This window comes from Larkinella sp. (assembly GCF_965227735.1).
Taxonomy (GTDB): Bacteria; Bacteroidota; Bacteroidia; order Cytophagales; family Spirosomataceae; genus Larkinella.
Map to the genome: position 1 here is coordinate 4,609,504 of NZ_OZ245776.1, position 15,922 is coordinate 4,625,425.

The 15,922-nt window shown below is 51.8% G+C and carries 14 protein-coding genes; 2 read left to right on the plus strand and 12 right to left on the minus strand.

Annotation, left to right across the window (positions count from 1 at the left end; translation table 11 throughout):
- Positions 1-13: 13 nt before the first annotated feature.
- The 12 genes from ACO064_RS18090 to ACO064_RS18145 all read right to left on the minus strand — a co-directional run bounded on the left by ACO064_RS18090 (position 14) and on the right by ACO064_RS18145 (position 13,968).
- Positions 14-505: a DUF2271 domain-containing protein gene (locus tag ACO064_RS18090; RefSeq protein WP_421828636.1), complete on the minus strand. Its 492-nt coding sequence runs from the start codon at positions 503-505 to the stop codon at positions 14-16.
- 1 nt (position 506) lies between these two features.
- Positions 507-1,979 carry an ankyrin repeat domain-containing protein gene (locus ACO064_RS18095; protein WP_421828637.1) on the minus strand — a complete coding sequence of 491 codons (1,473 nt, stop codon included), beginning with the start codon at positions 1,977-1,979 and terminating at the stop codon, positions 507-509.
- A gap of 161 nt (positions 1,980-2,140) precedes the next feature.
- Positions 2,141-3,250: a mechanosensitive ion channel family protein gene (locus tag ACO064_RS18100; protein WP_421828638.1), complete on the minus strand. Its 1,110-nt coding sequence runs from the start codon at positions 3,248-3,250 to the stop codon at positions 2,141-2,143.
- Positions 3,251-3,348: 98 nt separating this feature from the next.
- Positions 3,349-3,942, minus strand: coding sequence for a GNAT family N-acetyltransferase (locus ACO064_RS18105; RefSeq protein WP_421828639.1), 594 nt, complete (start codon positions 3,940-3,942; stop codon positions 3,349-3,351).
- 12 nt (positions 3,943-3,954) lie between these two features.
- Positions 3,955-4,356, minus strand: coding sequence for a nuclear transport factor 2 family protein (locus tag ACO064_RS18110; protein WP_421828640.1), 402 nt, complete (start codon positions 4,354-4,356; stop codon positions 3,955-3,957).
- A gap of 263 nt (positions 4,357-4,619) precedes the next feature.
- The gene (locus tag ACO064_RS18115; RefSeq protein WP_421828641.1) at positions 4,620-6,068 is read right to left on the minus strand and encodes a DUF1501 domain-containing protein; all 1,449 of its coding nucleotides are present in this window, start codon (positions 6,066-6,068) and stop codon (positions 4,620-4,622) included.
- A 106-nt stretch (positions 6,069-6,174) separates the two neighbouring features.
- Positions 6,175-9,636, minus strand: a complete 3,462-nt coding sequence (locus ACO064_RS18120; RefSeq protein WP_421828642.1) for a DUF1553 domain-containing protein — start codon at positions 9,634-9,636, stop codon at positions 6,175-6,177.
- 358 nt (positions 9,637-9,994) lie between these two features.
- On the minus strand, positions 9,995-11,506 hold the full coding sequence (locus ACO064_RS18125; RefSeq protein ID WP_421828643.1) for a c-type cytochrome domain-containing protein: 1,512 nt from the start codon (positions 11,504-11,506) through the stop codon (positions 9,995-9,997).
- Positions 11,507-11,681: 175 nt separating this feature from the next.
- The gene (locus tag ACO064_RS18130; RefSeq protein ID WP_150878665.1) at positions 11,682-12,749 is read right to left on the minus strand and encodes a 6-bladed beta-propeller; all 1,068 of its coding nucleotides are present in this window, start codon (positions 12,747-12,749) and stop codon (positions 11,682-11,684) included.
- A 51-nt stretch (positions 12,750-12,800) separates the two neighbouring features.
- Positions 12,801-13,028, minus strand: coding sequence for a hypothetical protein (locus ACO064_RS18135; protein ID WP_421828644.1), 228 nt, complete (start codon positions 13,026-13,028; stop codon positions 12,801-12,803).
- Between the two features lie 4 nt (positions 13,029-13,032).
- On the minus strand, positions 13,033-13,509 hold the full coding sequence (locus ACO064_RS18140) for a DUF6932 family protein (RefSeq protein ID WP_421828645.1): 477 nt from the start codon (positions 13,507-13,509) through the stop codon (positions 13,033-13,035).
- A gap of 51 nt (positions 13,510-13,560) precedes the next feature.
- Positions 13,561-13,968: a contact-dependent growth inhibition system immunity protein gene (locus ACO064_RS18145; protein ID WP_421828646.1), complete on the minus strand. Its 408-nt coding sequence runs from the start codon at positions 13,966-13,968 to the stop codon at positions 13,561-13,563.
- Between the two features lie 199 nt (positions 13,969-14,167).
- Between ACO064_RS18145 and ACO064_RS18150 the strand changes: the two genes are divergently transcribed.
- A complete protein-coding gene (locus tag ACO064_RS18150; RefSeq protein ID WP_421828647.1) occupies positions 14,168-14,839 on the plus strand; it encodes a sigma-70 family RNA polymerase sigma factor in 672 nt (223 codons plus the stop codon).
- A gap of 57 nt (positions 14,840-14,896) precedes the next feature.
- Positions 14,897-15,898, plus strand: a complete 1,002-nt coding sequence (locus ACO064_RS18155; RefSeq protein ID WP_421828648.1) for a FecR family protein — start codon at positions 14,897-14,899, stop codon at positions 15,896-15,898.
- The last annotated feature ends 24 nt before the right edge of the window (positions 15,899-15,922 follow it).

Here is a 15,922-nt window from a genome sequence, read left to right on the forward strand (position 1 = left end):
AATCCGGCCGCTGTTAATTGGGGCTAAACCGTACGTAACGAATAAAACCCGTGCCTTCACTCTTGGCCGAAAGCCCTTCCGTCGTGAGCGGTATTTCGACGTCTTTGGCGTGGTCCTCCTTATCTTCCACGGCACTTTCAAACCGCAGTTTGTAATTCTTATTGAGTTTCGAATTGTCGATTTCCAGCACGATCACGCTGCGATCGCCACCGGCCACCGACGCTCCGGAAATGGCGCTGATGTTGGGCGTTTTTTTGCCCAATGCCTTGTACCAGGCTTTAACATCCTTGTACCATTTTTTATCGGCACCGAGCACATACAGGGTTTTCTCGTAGGCACCTTGTCCATTCATCAGCGAAACGGCGATATACGCTTTTTCGCCCATGTAATTGGTCATCTGGATCATGCACTTATACTGGGTGGTGCCGGACTGAGCTACCGAAACCGATGATCCGGCAACAGTCAGGGCCAGAACCAGCAAGCCGATTTTATGCAAACAAGTCATACTATTTCAGGAAGTTAACGGATACGTTGCTTTTCGCGAGCGATTCATTTTCGCTCGCCAGATCGAAAGCGGTTTCTTTAAAGTTAGTCGCAATATCCTTTTTGGCGCCGATGGACAACAGGTATTTCAGCATGGCGTCATCTTTCGATACCATCGCGGCTTTGTGCAGGGCGGTGATGCCTTCCTTGTTTTTGCTGTTTATATCAATCTGGAGCGGCTCCAGCTTTTTCACCAGCGAAAGGTCATTTTTGGCCACAGCCAAATGATAAAGCGTATTACCGTTTTTCTGAGCTGCCTTGATGTCCAGTCCTTTGTCCTGAAGCAGTTTCAGCTTCGCATCAAATTCCTCAGCTCGTGTCGGATTATAAGACTGCACCAGATAAGCGACCAGGTTATCGCCGGTTTTGTCGGCAACCTTTACATCGGCGCCTTTGCTCAGTAGATAACCCACCACTTCGGGCGAATTACTCCGAACGGCCAGCGTCAATGCCGTTGCGCCTTTCTCATTGCTTTGGTTGATGTTTTTTACTTTCGGTTGCAACATTTCGAACACGCTCAGATCCCGGTTCGCGGCAGCCGCGTACATAAAAACCGTGTTGCCTTCGTCGTCGGCCTGGTTGACATCGACACCTTTGGCCAGAAAATACTGGATGATTTCGTTCTGTTTGGGTCGGCGAACCAGCGCGTGCAGGGCGTTTTCACCCGCCTTGTTGGTCGCCGTCGGTTTGAGGTTCAGGCTTTCCAGGTACTGAAACACCTCCATCGAATTTCCACCTTGACGTCCGCCCTGGCTGGCCATGATGATGGCATTGTCCGTGGCCGGAACGCCCCGTTGCAACAGCGCTTTCAGGAGGTTGATGTTACCACCCCGGGCCGCATAACTGAACGCATTGTTGCCAATCGCGTCCGTACTTTTCAGGTTCAGCCCTTTCGAAACGAAATAATCGGTGAGCTTGAGGTCCTTGTCGTTGGCAACCGCAATCAGTAAGGCATTCGCACCGTCGTGATTCAGGTCTTTTTTTAAATCGGCACCGTTCTGGAGACACAGGTCATACACCCGCGTGTTTGTCTGCCCGTTACCGGCAGCAAAATTCAACACCGTCATGCCGTGGCTGTCTTCCACGTTGGTTTTGGACCCTTTCGCCAGCAGGTACTCCATCAGTTCCACATTACCCCGACTGGCGGCCCAGTGCAGATAAATCCGGCTATCGTGGGTGATTTTGCTGACCTCGTTGCCAGGTTGCGACAACAGATATTTGATGGTCTCGTTGGGAGCCTGGGCATTGATCGCCATCACGACGGGATCAAAACTGTTGGAATTGAACTGCGATGGGCTATTTCCTTTCTCAATTTCGGCTTTCACCTGACTCACATCCGGCTTCCCTTGCCAGAACGACGGTTCCAATAGCACGTTTTTCTGGGCCTGGGCGGAAAGAACCGTGCCGAACAGAAGAGCGATGACTAATTTTTTCATACGAATATACTGGAGATAATAAAGCGGGTACAACACGCTCAGGTTCTTGTAAAAAACCGAACGGATTGCAAATTAATAAGATTCAGTCTAGATAAGCGCCGTTTGCAGGTATTAAATTTGAAAGAGACTAAATACAGCCCTTTATGAAATTGAGGGGACAATTAGACGGATTGGGTTGTTTCGGTAAACTGAAAGCGGGTTTTGGGCAGGCTTTCGGGGTATTCATCCCGCAGAAAAGCGACGATATTTTCCCGCAGAAAACACCGCAGATCGAAACTTTCCGGGGCATTGCGGGAGGAGGTCAGGATGCGAATGACGACGCAGGTCGGCTGGGTATCGGTCACCTGAACCACGCACACTTCCCGGTCCCATAGGGGATTGTTTTCCACCAGTTCTTTCGCTTTTTCGCGGATGCGGTCGACCGGCACGTTGTAATCCAGGTAGAGCATGACCGTTCCCAGAACCGATGCGTTCGACCGGGTCCAGTTCTGGAACGGTTTTTCGATGAAATAGGTAATGGGCAGAATGAGCCGACGGCGGTCCCACACCCGCACGACGACATTGGTCAGGTTGATTTCTTCAATCCGGCCCCATTCATTTTCCACCACCACGGCGTCTTCGACCCGAATCTGTTGCGTGAAGGCAATCTGAATGCCGGCCAGCAGGTTGGCGATGGTGCGCTGGGCGGCAAAACCGATGACCACCGACGCGATCCCGGCAGAAGTCAGGAAGCTCAACCCGATTTTTCGCCCGCCATTAAACGACAGCAGCAACACGGAAAACCCGACGACAATGACCAGGATGGAGACAAGTTGCCGGACAAAAACAATCTGGGTCACAAACTTCCGCAGGTGCAGATTCACATCGCTGGCCGTGTCATACCGGCGAATGATGAGTCGTTCCAGCACTTTCAGGAGTTGAACCACCAACCAGGTCGTGGTGATGACAAAGACAACTTCAGCGGCTTTGGAAGCATACGGAAACCGCTGAAAAGAACGCTCCTGAATGTTGGTAATAATCAGAAAGAACAGGGAAGGCACGAAGAAATAAAAGGCATTGCGGACGTACTGACGCAGAAAACCCAACGCTTCGACATGGCGACGGCGAAGAATCATCCGGATTGTTTGCGCCACAATCATATTGACCAGCAACCCGGCTCCAACGGCCACGGTCAACAGCAGCCAACCCGAAATTTTCCGGTTGTGCCGCAGCCAGCGATCGATCTCCGAGCCGATCTGGCTGAAATTATCCCAAAAATCCGTCCAGTTCATGGTATACGAAGAGAGAAGTTAGCTATAAAAGGCGATGAAGACGGAAATTGTTGCCCGGTTTCCGGAAAGATTTTTCAGCAATGCGCCTTTAGCGGCATTTACAACGCCCGCATCCAGTAGACCATCGGTTTGGGCGTCGAAATCACCTCGCCAAGATCGGGCCAGGCGAAGCTGCTCCGCAAAGACGGTTCTTTGTGATACCCTCTTTTGAGCCAGAACGCATCGTTGGGTCGGTAATCGAACGGTTTGGCGGGGTGGTTTTCCTCGCGTTCAACCGAGCAGAAGCAGGTGAGTTTGAACGTGCCAAACCGGCGGGCGTGGGCCTCCCGTTCGTCGAAAAACCGGTGGCCCAAACCCCGCCCCCGATAGGCCGGAAGCAAAATACTTTCACCGAAATAAAAGATCGTATCCAGTTCAAAACCAGCCTGTTCGAAGGGAAGCCGGATGTCGGCGGTTTCGTCCCGCAACGGAATGCAGGTGGTGGCTCCGACCATTTTTGATCCGTCGTATACGGCGAACAAAAAGGATCGTTCCGACCGCGCGTAAGTTTTCAGGTAGTCTTTTTCGTAGTCGATTGTGCCTTCGTAGAGATACGGATAGTCACGAAAAACCGCAATCCGCAGAGCCGCCAGATCATCAAAGACCGATTCGATTTCCGGGCCCTTTTTTGTCAGAAAAGAAAGCGATTGCATGGAATGCGGTTTTTAGTTTGAAACCGCTTGAATCCACTGAGGCAGGTTGTAATAAGTCGTTACACGGGCTATTTTTTCGTCAGACACTTCCAGAAAAGCCGCTGCCGGAACGACGTAGGTCTGGTTATTCGCTGGTGGTAAACCGTCTTCGGCTTTTTTATAAACGCCATTTACCACGAATTCAACAGCGACGCGGTTACCGGTTGGTTCGGTAAAGAAAACCAGGTCGGTCAGCGTTTCTGCGTACGATTCGTCCATGTGTTGCAGAAACGCAGTAAATTTTTCCAGGCCAATGCGCGCTTCGCCCTGATTGGGTTCGTGCCGGATGTCGGGGTGTACCAACGCCAGCATCCCGTTCCAATCCTGGCGGTTAAAGCAATCGTAATAATTTTTGACAACGTCGAGAGCGGTCATTGATTCAAATAGTTTTTTGTGGAGAGAAGTAGCCTCGCAAATATAGGAAGGATAATGCAGTTCCGGCAGACATCTAACGAGAATGGATTCCAGCAAATCCACAAAAATAGCCCACGATTTCAATCGTGGGCACGTGCGGAGAATTCATGACTCGCAACCGTTTTAACGGTTTTGAAGTCTTAAACCGTTAAAACGGTTGGGGTATATTCGTTTGTTTTCGTATTCCCACGGTTAAAACCGTGGGCTATTAATGGAATGATTTCTCACGCCAAAACCGGCTTCACTACTTTTCCGTGCACATCCGTCAACCGATACCGCCGTCCCTGGTGTTTGAAAATCAGCTTCTCGTGATCGACACCCATCAGGTGCAGAATCGTGGCCTGAAAGTCGTGAACGTGGACGGGATCTTTGACAATATTGTACCCAAATTCGTCAGTTTCGCCGTAAACCATGCCTTTTTGAACCCCCGCACCGGCCATCCAGACCGTGAAGCAACGCGGGTGGTGATCGCGACCGTAATTCTCTTTCGACAGTTTGCCCTGCGAATAATTGGTGCGGCCAAACTCACCGCCCCAGATCACGAGCGTATCATCGAGCAGTCCGCGTTGTTTCAAATCCATGATCAAAGCCGCCGACGGCTGATCGACGCTTTTCGTCTGAATCTTGATGTCGTTCGGCAAATTCCCGTGCTGATCCCAGCCCTGGTGATACAACTGCACGAATTTGACGTCCTTCTCTATCAGCTTCCGGGCCAGCAGACAGTTGGCGGCAAACGTTCCCGGTTTGCGCGAATCGGGGCCATACAGGTCGAAAATGTAATCCGGTTCTTTCGAAATATCGAGGGTTTCGGGCACTGACGTCTGCATCCGGTACGCCATTTCGTACTGCGCCATCCGGTTGTTGATCTCCGGGTCCAGCACCTGCTTGTATTGTTCCTGATGCAGTTTTCCTAAATAATCCAGCATCCGCCGACGACTGGTTTTGTCGATGCCCGGCGGGTTGTTGAGGTAGTAAACCGGGTCGGGGCCGGAGCGAAAAACCACGCCCTGATGCACCGAAGGCAGAAAACCGTTGCTCCACAGCTTGGCATACAACGGCTGATCGCCGTCGCGCCCTTTCGAGAGCAGCACGACAAAGGCGGGTAGATTCTGGTTATCGGAACCCAAACCGTAACTGGCCCAGGAACCAAATGAAGGCCGCCCGGCCTGCTGCGAACCAGTTTGGAAAAACGTCACCGCTGGGTCGTGGTTGATGGCTTCGGTGTTCATTGAACGAATGAAGCACAAATCATCTGTAATGCGGGAAGTATAAGGCAACAACTCACTGACCCACATCTGACTGTGGCCGTGTTTGGCAAACTTGAACCTGGAAGCCGCCAGCGGAAACCGGCTTTGTCCGGCGGTCATTCCCGTCAGGCGCTGGCCTTTGCGAATGGATTCGGGCAAATCCTGGCCCCACATCGTTTCCAGTTTGGGTTTGTAATCGAACAAATCCAACTGCGAGGGCGCTCCACTCTGAAACAAATAGATGACCCGCTTCACCTTTGGTGAAAAATGCGGTTTGCCCGGCGCGCGGTTTTCTTCGCTCCCCGCCACCCCTTTCGTGGGGTTGAGCAAGGATGCCAGGGCAATGGCTCCCAAACCGGCGCTGGTTTTGCCCAGAAAGGTCCGGCGGCTGAGTTGATCGTGCAGTTCGTCTTCCAGGTTGTTCATAGCCTTCTCATTTTTCTCTGATAACCTCTGATGCTCCCTGATAACCTCTGTGTAACAAAAGTTATTTCTCAGAGCTAATCAGGGGAAATCAGAGTTGATCAGAGTTTTATCGTTTGATAATCGCTTCGTCAACGTTCATAATCGTGCTGGTCACCACCGTCCAGGCAGCCAGTTCGGCAGTCGGCAGGGTTTTATCGACCGGATATTCACCAACACTTAACAATTCGGCCGCCCGTTTGGGGTTTTTCCTGAAATCAGCGAGCTCTTCGGTATACAACTGCTTCATCAGCGCCACTTCAGCGGGCCGAACCGGGCGACTGGTCACGGCTTTAAACACGTAACTGATCAATGGCTCATCCCGCAATCCTTTCTCCAACGCCTTTTGCCCCAACACCCGCGCGGCTTCCACAAACTGCGGGTCGTTCAGCGTCACCAGAGCCTGCAGGGGCGTCGAGGTTTTCTGCCGTTTCACGATGCAGGTATGGCGTTCGGCGGCATCGAAATTGAGCATCATTGGGGGCGGTGACGACCGCTTCCATATCGTATACAGGCTCCGGCGGTAGAGGCTGTCGCCGTGACTTTGTTCGTAACTGATGGCATTCCGGGTGGCCAGGGCTTCCCAGATACCGGAGGGTTGATACGGTAATACGCTGGTGCCGCCAATTTTCTGGGATAACAAACCGCTGGCAGCCAAAGCATTGTCGCGAACCTGCTCCGCCGACATCCGGTAGCTGGGGCCACGCGAAAGCAACGAATTATCCAGATCGGCTTCCAGCTTTTTGGCATCCGCCACCGACGACTGGCGATACGTAGCCGACATTACAATCATTTTCTGCAAGGCTTTGGTATTCCAGATTCCCGACCGATTGGTGCCATCCCGGAAGCGAACGGCCAGGAAATCCAGCAGTTCGAGGTGGGAGGGAAGGTTGCCCTGATTCCCGAAATCATCGCTGCTTTTCACCAGGCCCTGACCAAAATACTGCTGCCAGAACCGATTGACCATTACGCGGCTGAACAGCGAATGGTCCGGATGCAATAGCCACATCGCCAACCCCAGGCGGTTTTTCGGATAGTCGTCCGGAAAGGGCATGAATTGCTCGGGTGTTGCGGGTGTCACCTCTTCGTCGGGGGCGTCGTAGGCTCCCCGTTTCAGCAGGAAGGTTTTGCGGGGGAATTTCCGCTCCTTCATCACCATCACCTGGTCAGAATTGTTGTACAGCATCACTTCTTCTGCCCGGTTTTTCTGAAATTCCGCAAACGCTTTTCGGTAGGTCGAGTCGTGAGCGGTAACGTAATAGGTGTACAACCCGGCGCGTTGTGCCGCCGTCCGTTTGGCGGCTGGCGTAAACAAAGCCGTCGTCAGTGCATCCGGCTGACCCGCCAGTTTCGGAATTTCCAGCGGGGTCAGGGCGCGGTTATAAATCCGTAATTCGTCAATCGCGTAATCTTTGATGTAATGATCGTGAATCCGGCCAATCAGGAACGGCGAACCAGACCAGTTTTTGCCATTCTTCCCGCGGTCGATGCTGTGAACCAGGTGGTCGGTAACGATTTGAAGTTGAGTCTGTTGTCCGTTCAGGTAGAGTTTAATGCCGCCCGCCCGGCCCGAGCCGTCGTAGGTCATGGTCAGGTGAAACCACTGTTTGTAGCGGATTTTGGCGACGGTTTCCACATCGAGGCTGTTGTCGGGCCAGACGTGGTTGATCGTGAGTTTAAACCGGCCGTCTTCCAGCAGACCAATTTCGTAGCCCCGGTTTCCGTCAAACGGCCCGTTCGATTTGCCCATCAACATCCCTTCCAGTACCGGTTTGGCCACATTGAACCATGCACTTACCGAAAACGGCTCGTTTTGTTCAAAAAAACCGACTTTTCGGGGCAATTCAATGTTGCTGTCGCCCTTCAGATACCGCGCCATCCCCACTTTCCCTTTGATTTGGTAGGGGAAACTTTCCGGGTCGCCAGCCAAACGCGCGGGTAGCGTGTCGTTCACCTGATTCCAGAAGGCATTGCGGGGATCTTTTTCCAGTTCTTCACGGGTTTTCGGAACGGCGGGTTTCTTCACTTCCGGCAATCCCAGTTTCTTGCGCCGTTCTTCTTCTTTCTTTTTAAGTTCGTCTTCTTTTTTCCGTTCAGCGTCCTTCAATTTCTTTTCCTCCGAACTTTCGTAGGCTTTAAAATCCCGCCGATCGGCTTCGTCAAACGTATAATGCGCCACCAAACCGACGTTGGCCGACGAAGCAGGATTTCGTTCCGCCTGGCTCAGCCACTGGCCAAAAGCCTGCTGGTATTCGGGTCGATTAGGATTTAGTCGCTGTTGTAACGGTTTGATTTTCTGGTGAATGAATTTCAATTTGGCATCGACATCCGACGAGGTGAGCGTGATTGTGGGGGCGGGTTCGCCGTTGTACGGAATCTGGCCGCGCTCGTTGTTGTTATTGAAAAACGCAAACAGCGAATAATAATCTTTCTGGCTGATCGGATCGTATTTGTGGTCGTGGCAGCGGGCGCACTCGACGGTCATACCCAGCATCGCTTTCCCAAACGTATTAACGCGGTCGGCGACGTATTCCACCCGGTACTCTTCGTCCACAATACCGCCTTCCTGGCTCTGTTGGTGGTTGCGGTTGAACGCCGTGGCCAAGAGCATGTTTTTCGTCGGATTTGGCAGCATATCGCCCGCCAATTGCCAGGTGATGAACTTGTCAAACCGCAGATTTTTGTTGTACGCCCGAATCACCCAGTCACGGTAAGGCCACATCGTGCGTAAACCGTCGTCCTGGTAGCCGTGCGTGTCGGCATACCGGGCTGCATCCAGCCACTCAACGGCCTGGCGTTCACCATAATGCGGACTGCTGAACAAGCGGTTGACCACCTTCTCGTAGGCATCCGGCGATTGATCGGCCAGAAACGCATCCACTTCGGCCACCGTCGGCGGTAAACCGGTCAGGTCGAGCGAAACCCGGCGCAGCAAGGTCGCTTTATCCGCTTCAGCATTCGGCGATAAGCCTTTCTCTTCGAGCTTTTTAAGGACAAAATAATCAATCTCGTTTTTGGCCCACTTCTCATTTTTAACCTTCGGCACCTCCGCCAGTTGGGGCGCAATCAGTGACCAGTGCGGTTTGTATTCGGCCCCTTGCTCAATCCAGCGAACGAGCAGCGCCTTTTCTTCCGTCGTCAGAACGAGGTTGGACTCCGGCGTTGGCATCCGGTATTCGGGGTCATCAGAAATGATGCGGTGGTAGGCTTCACTTTTGGCCAGATTACCGGGAACAATCGCTTTTTTACCACTTTCGGCTAAGGCTTCGTAGGCACTTTCGGCAATGTCCAGCCGCAAACCGGCTTTTTGCTTGGCCTTATCCGGGCCGTGGCAGGCAAAGCAACGGTCGGATAAAATGGGTTTGATATGGAGGTTGTAATCGACTTTTTCGGGCAATTTGCTTTCAATCGCCAGCAGTTCGGCCGGCTTCTCGACGCTCGTTTCACATGAGCTTCCAACGGCCATCGAAAACAGGCCGATGGCGGTGCTGAGCAGGAGGGATTGAACTCGTATGTCGGTTAAATGACGCATACGAACAGAGGGGGTTAAGGGAAAAACACAATGAATTTACGAAAATCAACCGGGTTTGTAAAGAAATAAACCAATTCAGGTTTAAAAAAGTGCAACGTTTCCACGGACTTATTGATTTAAACTAAATAACCGCCGGATTGATATTTTGGCTTATCAGCCCACAGCCGCTCGGGCGGCCCCGTTTAGCTGTGGGTAAAACGAAAAGCAACCTCATACTAACAAAACCGTTTTAACGGTTTCATCATCCGGCAAACCGTTGAAACGGTTCAGTAATGATTCGGTTTGGTCCGCTTTACCCACAGCTAAAGCAGTGGGCTGATAAACATCATTTCGTTAAATCAATAAGTCTGTGGGTACGTTACTTGGCTTTGACCGAATCCGCTTTGGCAAAGGCCGCAATGGAATTCTCGCCCAGTCCCATGTTGATTTCCAGCCCCGGCAATGCTTTTTTCAATTCCGCTACGCCTGCATCCGTCACTTTGGTTTGCCAGAGGTAAACGGTTTTGAGGTTTTTGATACCGGCCAGTTCGGCCAGCCCGGCGTCGGTTACGGCGGTTCCGTACAGATTCAGGTATTCGAGATACGGCAGGTTTTTCAGGTTTTTCAAACCGGCGTCGGTCACTTTCGTTTGTTCCAGGTGCAGTTTTTGCAGGTTTTTCAACTGGGCCACCTGCGCCAGTGTCGCGTCCGAAGCCTCCGTATCCCCCAATTTCAGCCAGACAATTTGCTGGCTCAGTTTCGGCAGCGAAACCGCCTGCGCATCGCTGAAAGTCCGGGCGTTGACCGCGCTGACTTCCAGTTGATTCTGTTCTTTCGACAACGGCAAAACCAGCAACCCGGCTTTCTTCAACTCCTCGATGGCCTTCGGGTCAGCGGCTGGCAGTTTCATCGTCAACACCGGCGACTCGGGTGCCGGACCGGTGGCAACCTGCTCACCGCCCACGTTTCCGCCACCCGTTCCGAGTGCGGCCAGGGCCGGTTTGATGGTGTCGGAGACTTTCAATTCGGCCACTTTTTTGTCGAACGGTGCACCCTCGTTAATCCACCAGGTGAGCAGCGCAATTTGATTTTCGGTGAGCTGGGTTTTGCCTTTGGGCGGCATGTGGTGGTCATCTTCTTCCGGTAACAGACACACTTTAACCAGTTTGCTCTGGTCCGCTTTCCCAGCAACCAGAACCGCCCCGTCTTCGCTGCCTTTTTTGATCATTTCGGGCGAATCCAGCCGCAGATCGGCCTTCGATTTTTCGGGATTATGACACTGAATGCAGCGGCTTTTCAGAATCGGATGCACAATTTGCTGATACACCATCGCCTGATTGACGTCTTCGATGGGTTTCGCGGCTTCTTCTGCTTCCTCGCGGGGCGGAATGCCCGCCAGCGACCGGAAGGGTTCCGGGGTGTGTTGAGTCAGGAAGTCGGAACCGTGGGTGAGCGAACCGCCTTCGTGACCAGCCGCCAGCAGCAACAAAACCGCCACGCCCAGCGCGGGGTAATACAGCAGGGGACCAAAGCGGATTTTGGGGCCAATCCGTTCGTGTTTGATGGCCCAGGCCACCCAGGCAAAAACCGCCACCCCGATGCCTTCCCACATGTGGTTGTTCAGCGTTTCTTCTTCGTAGCCACCGCCCAGCGAAAGCAGATAACCGAAAACGCAAGCCATCGTGGCACTGACGGCCGACCAGAACAGAATCAACGTAATTGTGTGCGAGCTAACGGTTTGGCGACGCGTCAGCCGGTCCAGTTCGAGCAGACCCGCAATCAGCAGAAAACCAATCGGCAAATGGACGATGAGCGGGTGGAAATGTCCGAAGAACAAAGCCCACTCGGAGGGTTGCGGTGCGGTAGCCTGTAAGAGAATAAAAGGAGTCATTGAATCAATCGAATGTTCAATTTTGGGAGGAACGTCGGCCTGAGCAGAGCCTGACTGGTACGCGTATGATTTCAAGTCGGGCCGGAATGAGTTCCGGCCCGGCAAACGGTATGGTTGAGTTCAGTAAGCAGGCCGTCATTGCGGACGTTTGGACTTGCAACGACGGCCGGTTTTATCAGCTAACGCGCTGCAGTTTCACCGGATAGGTTTTTTGAGAAGCCCATTGCGGTACATACACATTTTCGTCGCCATCGACCAGAACGTCATGCGGGTGCATAAAGGCCGTAAAGCTTGTGTCTTTCCGCTGTTCTTCCAGTTTGCCGTCTTTGTAAACCGGTGCCGAACCGCCCGGCGTGGAAACCACCTTGTCGTTTTTGTCCAGAATCTGGATGTAGCCCGAGTTCGGGTAGGCATCGGACGTACTGCGGAACACCGCACCGTAAATCATGTCGCCGTGCAAAACCGGGCGGCAGATGTACGAACCGGGTAAGGCGATGGTCGAAAGGTATTTGCCGTCGAGCGTAAACCGCTTCAGGCAGTTGTGACGGCGGTCGGTAATGAGCAGGGTTGGGTTGGCCTTGTTGCGGGTATCGACCAGAATGCCGTGACAACAATCGAACTGACCGTTTTCGGAGCCTTTGCCGCCCCAGTGCCGGATGTATTTGCCCTTGGCGTCATACTGCGTGATGTAATTCAGGCCGTAGCCGTCGGCGATGTAAATATCGCCGTTGGCGGGGTTGATGGCGGTTTCGGTCGGCGTAAACTGCGTCGGGTAATCGTATTTGCCGGTTTCTTTCGGGTAATCGATTTTCAGCAGTTCTTTGCCTTTCAGGTCGGTTTTGATGACCTGATGCCGGTTGTTGTCGCAAATAAACAGGAATTGCTCTCCGCCTTCATTCGCCAGCGTCAGGCCGTGGGCACCGGGGTACGTTGTCCCCCAGGTTTCGAGCAGTTTGCCCGATTTATCATAGATGATAACGTTGTTTTTTGTCTCGTTGGTCAGCAGAATCAGGCGGCCTTTGGCGTCTTCTACCATTTCGTGGCAGTCGTTGACCGGGTTTTTGCCCGCATCCAGAACGCCCCAGTTTGGCACGACCCGGTAGCGGTGCGAGCCGTGTCCGACGGTTTTTTCATCGGCTTTGGGTTGGGCACCGAAATTAATATGGGGAATCGTTAATCCGACAGCAGTGGCGGCTGTGGCCTTCGTAAGAAACGTGCGTCGGTTTACAGGTTGTGAATTCATAAGGTCAATTACAAAAGGTTTAGGGAATTGGGTTTTTAGTTACAAAGAAATTTAAGCGGCCTGCCGAATGGAAAGATGAGCTTCAACGCCCAGGTCCTGCATCAATTCGGTTAAGAACGCCAAATGATTTTCAAGGATTGTACGGTATTGATCAATAGAAAATTTATCCGGCGTACCATAGGATTGGTGCACCGCTATCGCCTTATTTGTCCGTTCGATCAATTCCAAGGTGCTCACTATAAGTAAATTCCGTTCTTCTGCGTTCGCTGGCTTATCCATTGATTTAGTACGTTAATTCAACAAAGCCTTTGTTCCGTTTTGGTGTTCCAGGTTTTGGAAATGTACGGGTAAAATTAAATAACCACTCTGCCCGGTCGTATTGATAAAGCGGAAATAAGCGGTGGTTTTCAGGATAAACCGTTATAAAATAACAATCTATTTCTGCTCGTCGCTTAAAGCGAAGCTCTCGTAGTCTACGAAAATGCTCATCTTTTTCCTGAAGCAAATCATAATTTACAAAAGTTACTAAATCAATATCCGCTGGATTCTGCTTTTTTGTTACAAAACTGCCATTTACCCATTGGATAAAGCCATCCGGTATTAATTCCTTTAACATTTCATTGTATTCCAGATACCGTTCAAATAACCGTTGTCGGGTTGACGAGGTCGTGAATGCTTCGACAAATAACTCCTGAAATGGTACCAAATCCATTTTTGTGGCTTTGTACGGAGCCAAATAGCCATACGGATCAAAATTCATTCTATTGGTTACGGTGTGGATCGCTACCAAATAGTAGCCTAAAAAAATAGTTCAGGACAATTCGAGAAACCGCTCCGGATTGATGCCCCGGTCTTCCAGCTCGAACGAATTGTTTATAATAAGTTGGTGAATATACTGCCAAAACGGGCGATTTGTCAACCAAAAATTCAAATCGACGTTCAGAACGCTCTGAAAAAGGTCGCCGGGGTAATATTCTCCTTCGACAAACGGGTTTTTTGTGAGCCTTTCCAGCGCCAGCGGAATCAGATACGGCAGCGAAATTCCTTCGGCAATCAGCAACCGGATGTCTTCCGTGCTAAACTGGTTCAGGGGCGTCTGCCGCAGGGCGTAGATCTTCTGACTCCGGTTGTCGCCAAAATCCGGCTCTTCTCCACTTGTTTTCTCCAGATTGTCAAGGGTTTGCTGCTGCCAGTTTTCCTCCATTGATGTATGGTTCATATCAGACAGGAGACGCTTTCAACCGCAAATTTACCGCGTCCGAAACCGCTTCTGTACGTGTAAAGGTATCTTTTTTATTGGCGGAAAATCGCGGGGAATGGTGAAAAAAACACTAAAAATTTATTTTTCATCCGCCATGTGAGGTAATAAAGTGCAAACTTGTCTACGTTAAATACCACCTGGTTTAGCAACACGCTGCATGCAACAAGTACCCTTAGACGATACCGAAAATAGCGGAGATTCTTTGCCGCATTTTTTGGGAAGTCACCAGCCGCTTCAACCCGGCAAAGTGACGGACGATGAATTGATCTTTCGACAACTCTTCGCTCAGGATCCGAAGCGCGGTTGCGAACTGCTGTTCCGGCGGTATTATACCAATCTGGTCAACCACGCCGTTCGGTTTGTCTACTCCAAGGAAGTGGCCGAAGATCTGGTGGCCGAAGTCTACACGGCTTTCTGGCAGGACCGTGTCTTTGAACGGATTACGACGTCCTACCGGGCGTATCTCTACCAGACGGTTCGCCATCGGTCCTACAACTATCTGCGGTGGGAGTTGCATCCGTCCGATTCGCTGGATGCGCTATACACCCAGGGCATTTCACCGGCCCTGCAACCCGATGAGGTGCTGCATTACAGCGAACTGCACCAGAAAATTGAAGACGCCATCCAGAGCCTGACTCCGCAGTGCAAGCGGGCGTTTCTGCTGAGCCGGATTGAAGGGAAGAAGTACCTGGAAATTGCGCAGGAGATGCAGATCAGCAACAGTGCCGTCGAGAAACTGATGATCAGGGCACTTAACCAGTTACGTCAGGAATTGAAAGGAGAATGGTTTATCAGTCTGCTGCTGGGGCTGGTTACCTATGCTTTCTAATGGGCCGATGACACCTTTCTTTCTCCAGTTGACTAACCGGCAAAATTTGAATCTGCTATGGAACCCTTACTCATAAAACGCATTGTATTCGACTTTTTTGATGGAAAAGCGACGGCGATCCAGCGAAAATACCTCGAAGAATGGCTGACGGACGAAAGTAACTCCGAAGCCTATTACCAATACCTGGACGAATGGGAAAGCCAGCGACCCCAGTTTTCGGTCGACGCCGACAAAGCACTGACCGCCTACCAGCGGGTGCTGGCGGACGACCAGCCGACCATCACCCCATCGAAAGTGCTGCCGGTTTCCCGGTCGGGTCTATTTCAAAAATGGCTCCCCTGGGGCGTGGCGGCTTCCATTACCTTGCTGGGCCTGCTGGGTGCCTACGTTTACCGGGCACAAATCCTGTATGAAACCCACCGGACGGCTTTCGGACAAACCAGCGTCCACCAACTGGCGGATGGAACGGAGGTGACGCTGAATGCCAATTCCAGCCTGCGCGTTCCCCGGTTTGGGTTTGGGAACAAAACCCGGGAAGTATATCTGGAAGGCGAAGGTGAATTCAAAGTGACCCATACCGTTAACAACCAGCGGTTTATTGTCCGGACGGCGGATCGTTTTCAGGTCGAAGTGCTGGGAACCGAGTTCGTGGTGTATGCCCGGGCCAAAGGCAAGCGCGTATTTCTCAGCAAAGGCAAGGTGAAACTGGATCTACCTCAGGGTCAGCAGCTTTATATGCGCCCCGGCAACGTGGTGACGGTGGCCAATTCCGGCCGGTACCAGCTCACCCAGACCAAAACCGCCCGCCCCTATGTTGCCTGGAAAGACCACTGGTTTTATTTCGACAACACCTCCCTGACCGAAGTCGCCGATCAGATTCAGGAGCAGTTTGGAATCAAAGTCGTAGTGCCCGAACCCAAGCTGGCCCAACGGCGGATTGCCGGTAATTTCCGGGCCGAGCAGGCCGACGATCTGTTCCAGATTTTAGCCGAATTGCTGAATATCAACGTGGTGAAAAAACGCCGTTATATTGAATTGACTACCCCTAAACACCCTTAACCATTCCTATTTCTAAATCCTACT

Bases quoted from the DNA above. Each gene is read 5' to 3' on its own strand.
- ACO064_RS18120 (WP_421828642.1), bottom strand. From the start codon at position 9,636: ATGCGTCATTTAACCGACATACGAGTTCAATCCCTCCTGCTCAGCACC.
- ACO064_RS18150 (WP_421828647.1), top strand. From the start codon at position 14,168: ATGCAACAAGTACCCTTAGACGATACCGAAAATAGCGGAGATTCTTTG.
- ACO064_RS18110 (WP_421828640.1), bottom strand. From the start codon at position 4,356: ATGACCGCTCTCGACGTTGTCAAAAATTATTACGATTGCTTTAACCGC.
- ACO064_RS18125 (WP_421828643.1), bottom strand. From the start codon at position 11,506: ATGACTCCTTTTATTCTCTTACAGGCTACCGCACCGCAACCCTCCGAG.
- ACO064_RS18090 (WP_421828636.1), bottom strand. From the start codon at position 505: ATGACTTGTTTGCATAAAATCGGCTTGCTGGTTCTGGCCCTGACTGTT.
- ACO064_RS18105 (WP_421828639.1), bottom strand. From the start codon at position 3,942: ATGCAATCGCTTTCTTTTCTGACAAAAAAGGGCCCGGAAATCGAATCG.
- ACO064_RS18135 (WP_421828644.1), bottom strand. From the start codon at position 13,028: ATGGATAAGCCAGCGAACGCAGAAGAACGGAATTTACTTATAGTGAGC.
- ACO064_RS18115 (WP_421828641.1), bottom strand. From the start codon at position 6,068: ATGAACAACCTGGAAGACGAACTGCACGATCAACTCAGCCGCCGGACC.
- ACO064_RS18155 (WP_421828648.1), top strand. From the start codon at position 14,897: ATGGAACCCTTACTCATAAAACGCATTGTATTCGACTTTTTTGATGGA.
- ACO064_RS18140 (WP_421828645.1), bottom strand. From the start codon at position 13,509: ATGAATTTTGATCCGTATGGCTATTTGGCTCCGTACAAAGCCACAAAA.
- ACO064_RS18145 (WP_421828646.1), bottom strand. From the start codon at position 13,968: ATGAACCATACATCAATGGAGGAAAACTGGCAGCAGCAAACCCTTGAC.
- ACO064_RS18130 (WP_150878665.1), bottom strand. From the start codon at position 12,749: ATGAATTCACAACCTGTAAACCGACGCACGTTTCTTACGAAGGCCACA.
- ACO064_RS18100 (WP_421828638.1), bottom strand. From the start codon at position 3,250: ATGAACTGGACGGATTTTTGGGATAATTTCAGCCAGATCGGCTCGGAG.
- ACO064_RS18095 (WP_421828637.1), bottom strand. From the start codon at position 1,979: ATGAAAAAATTAGTCATCGCTCTTCTGTTCGGCACGGTTCTTTCCGCC.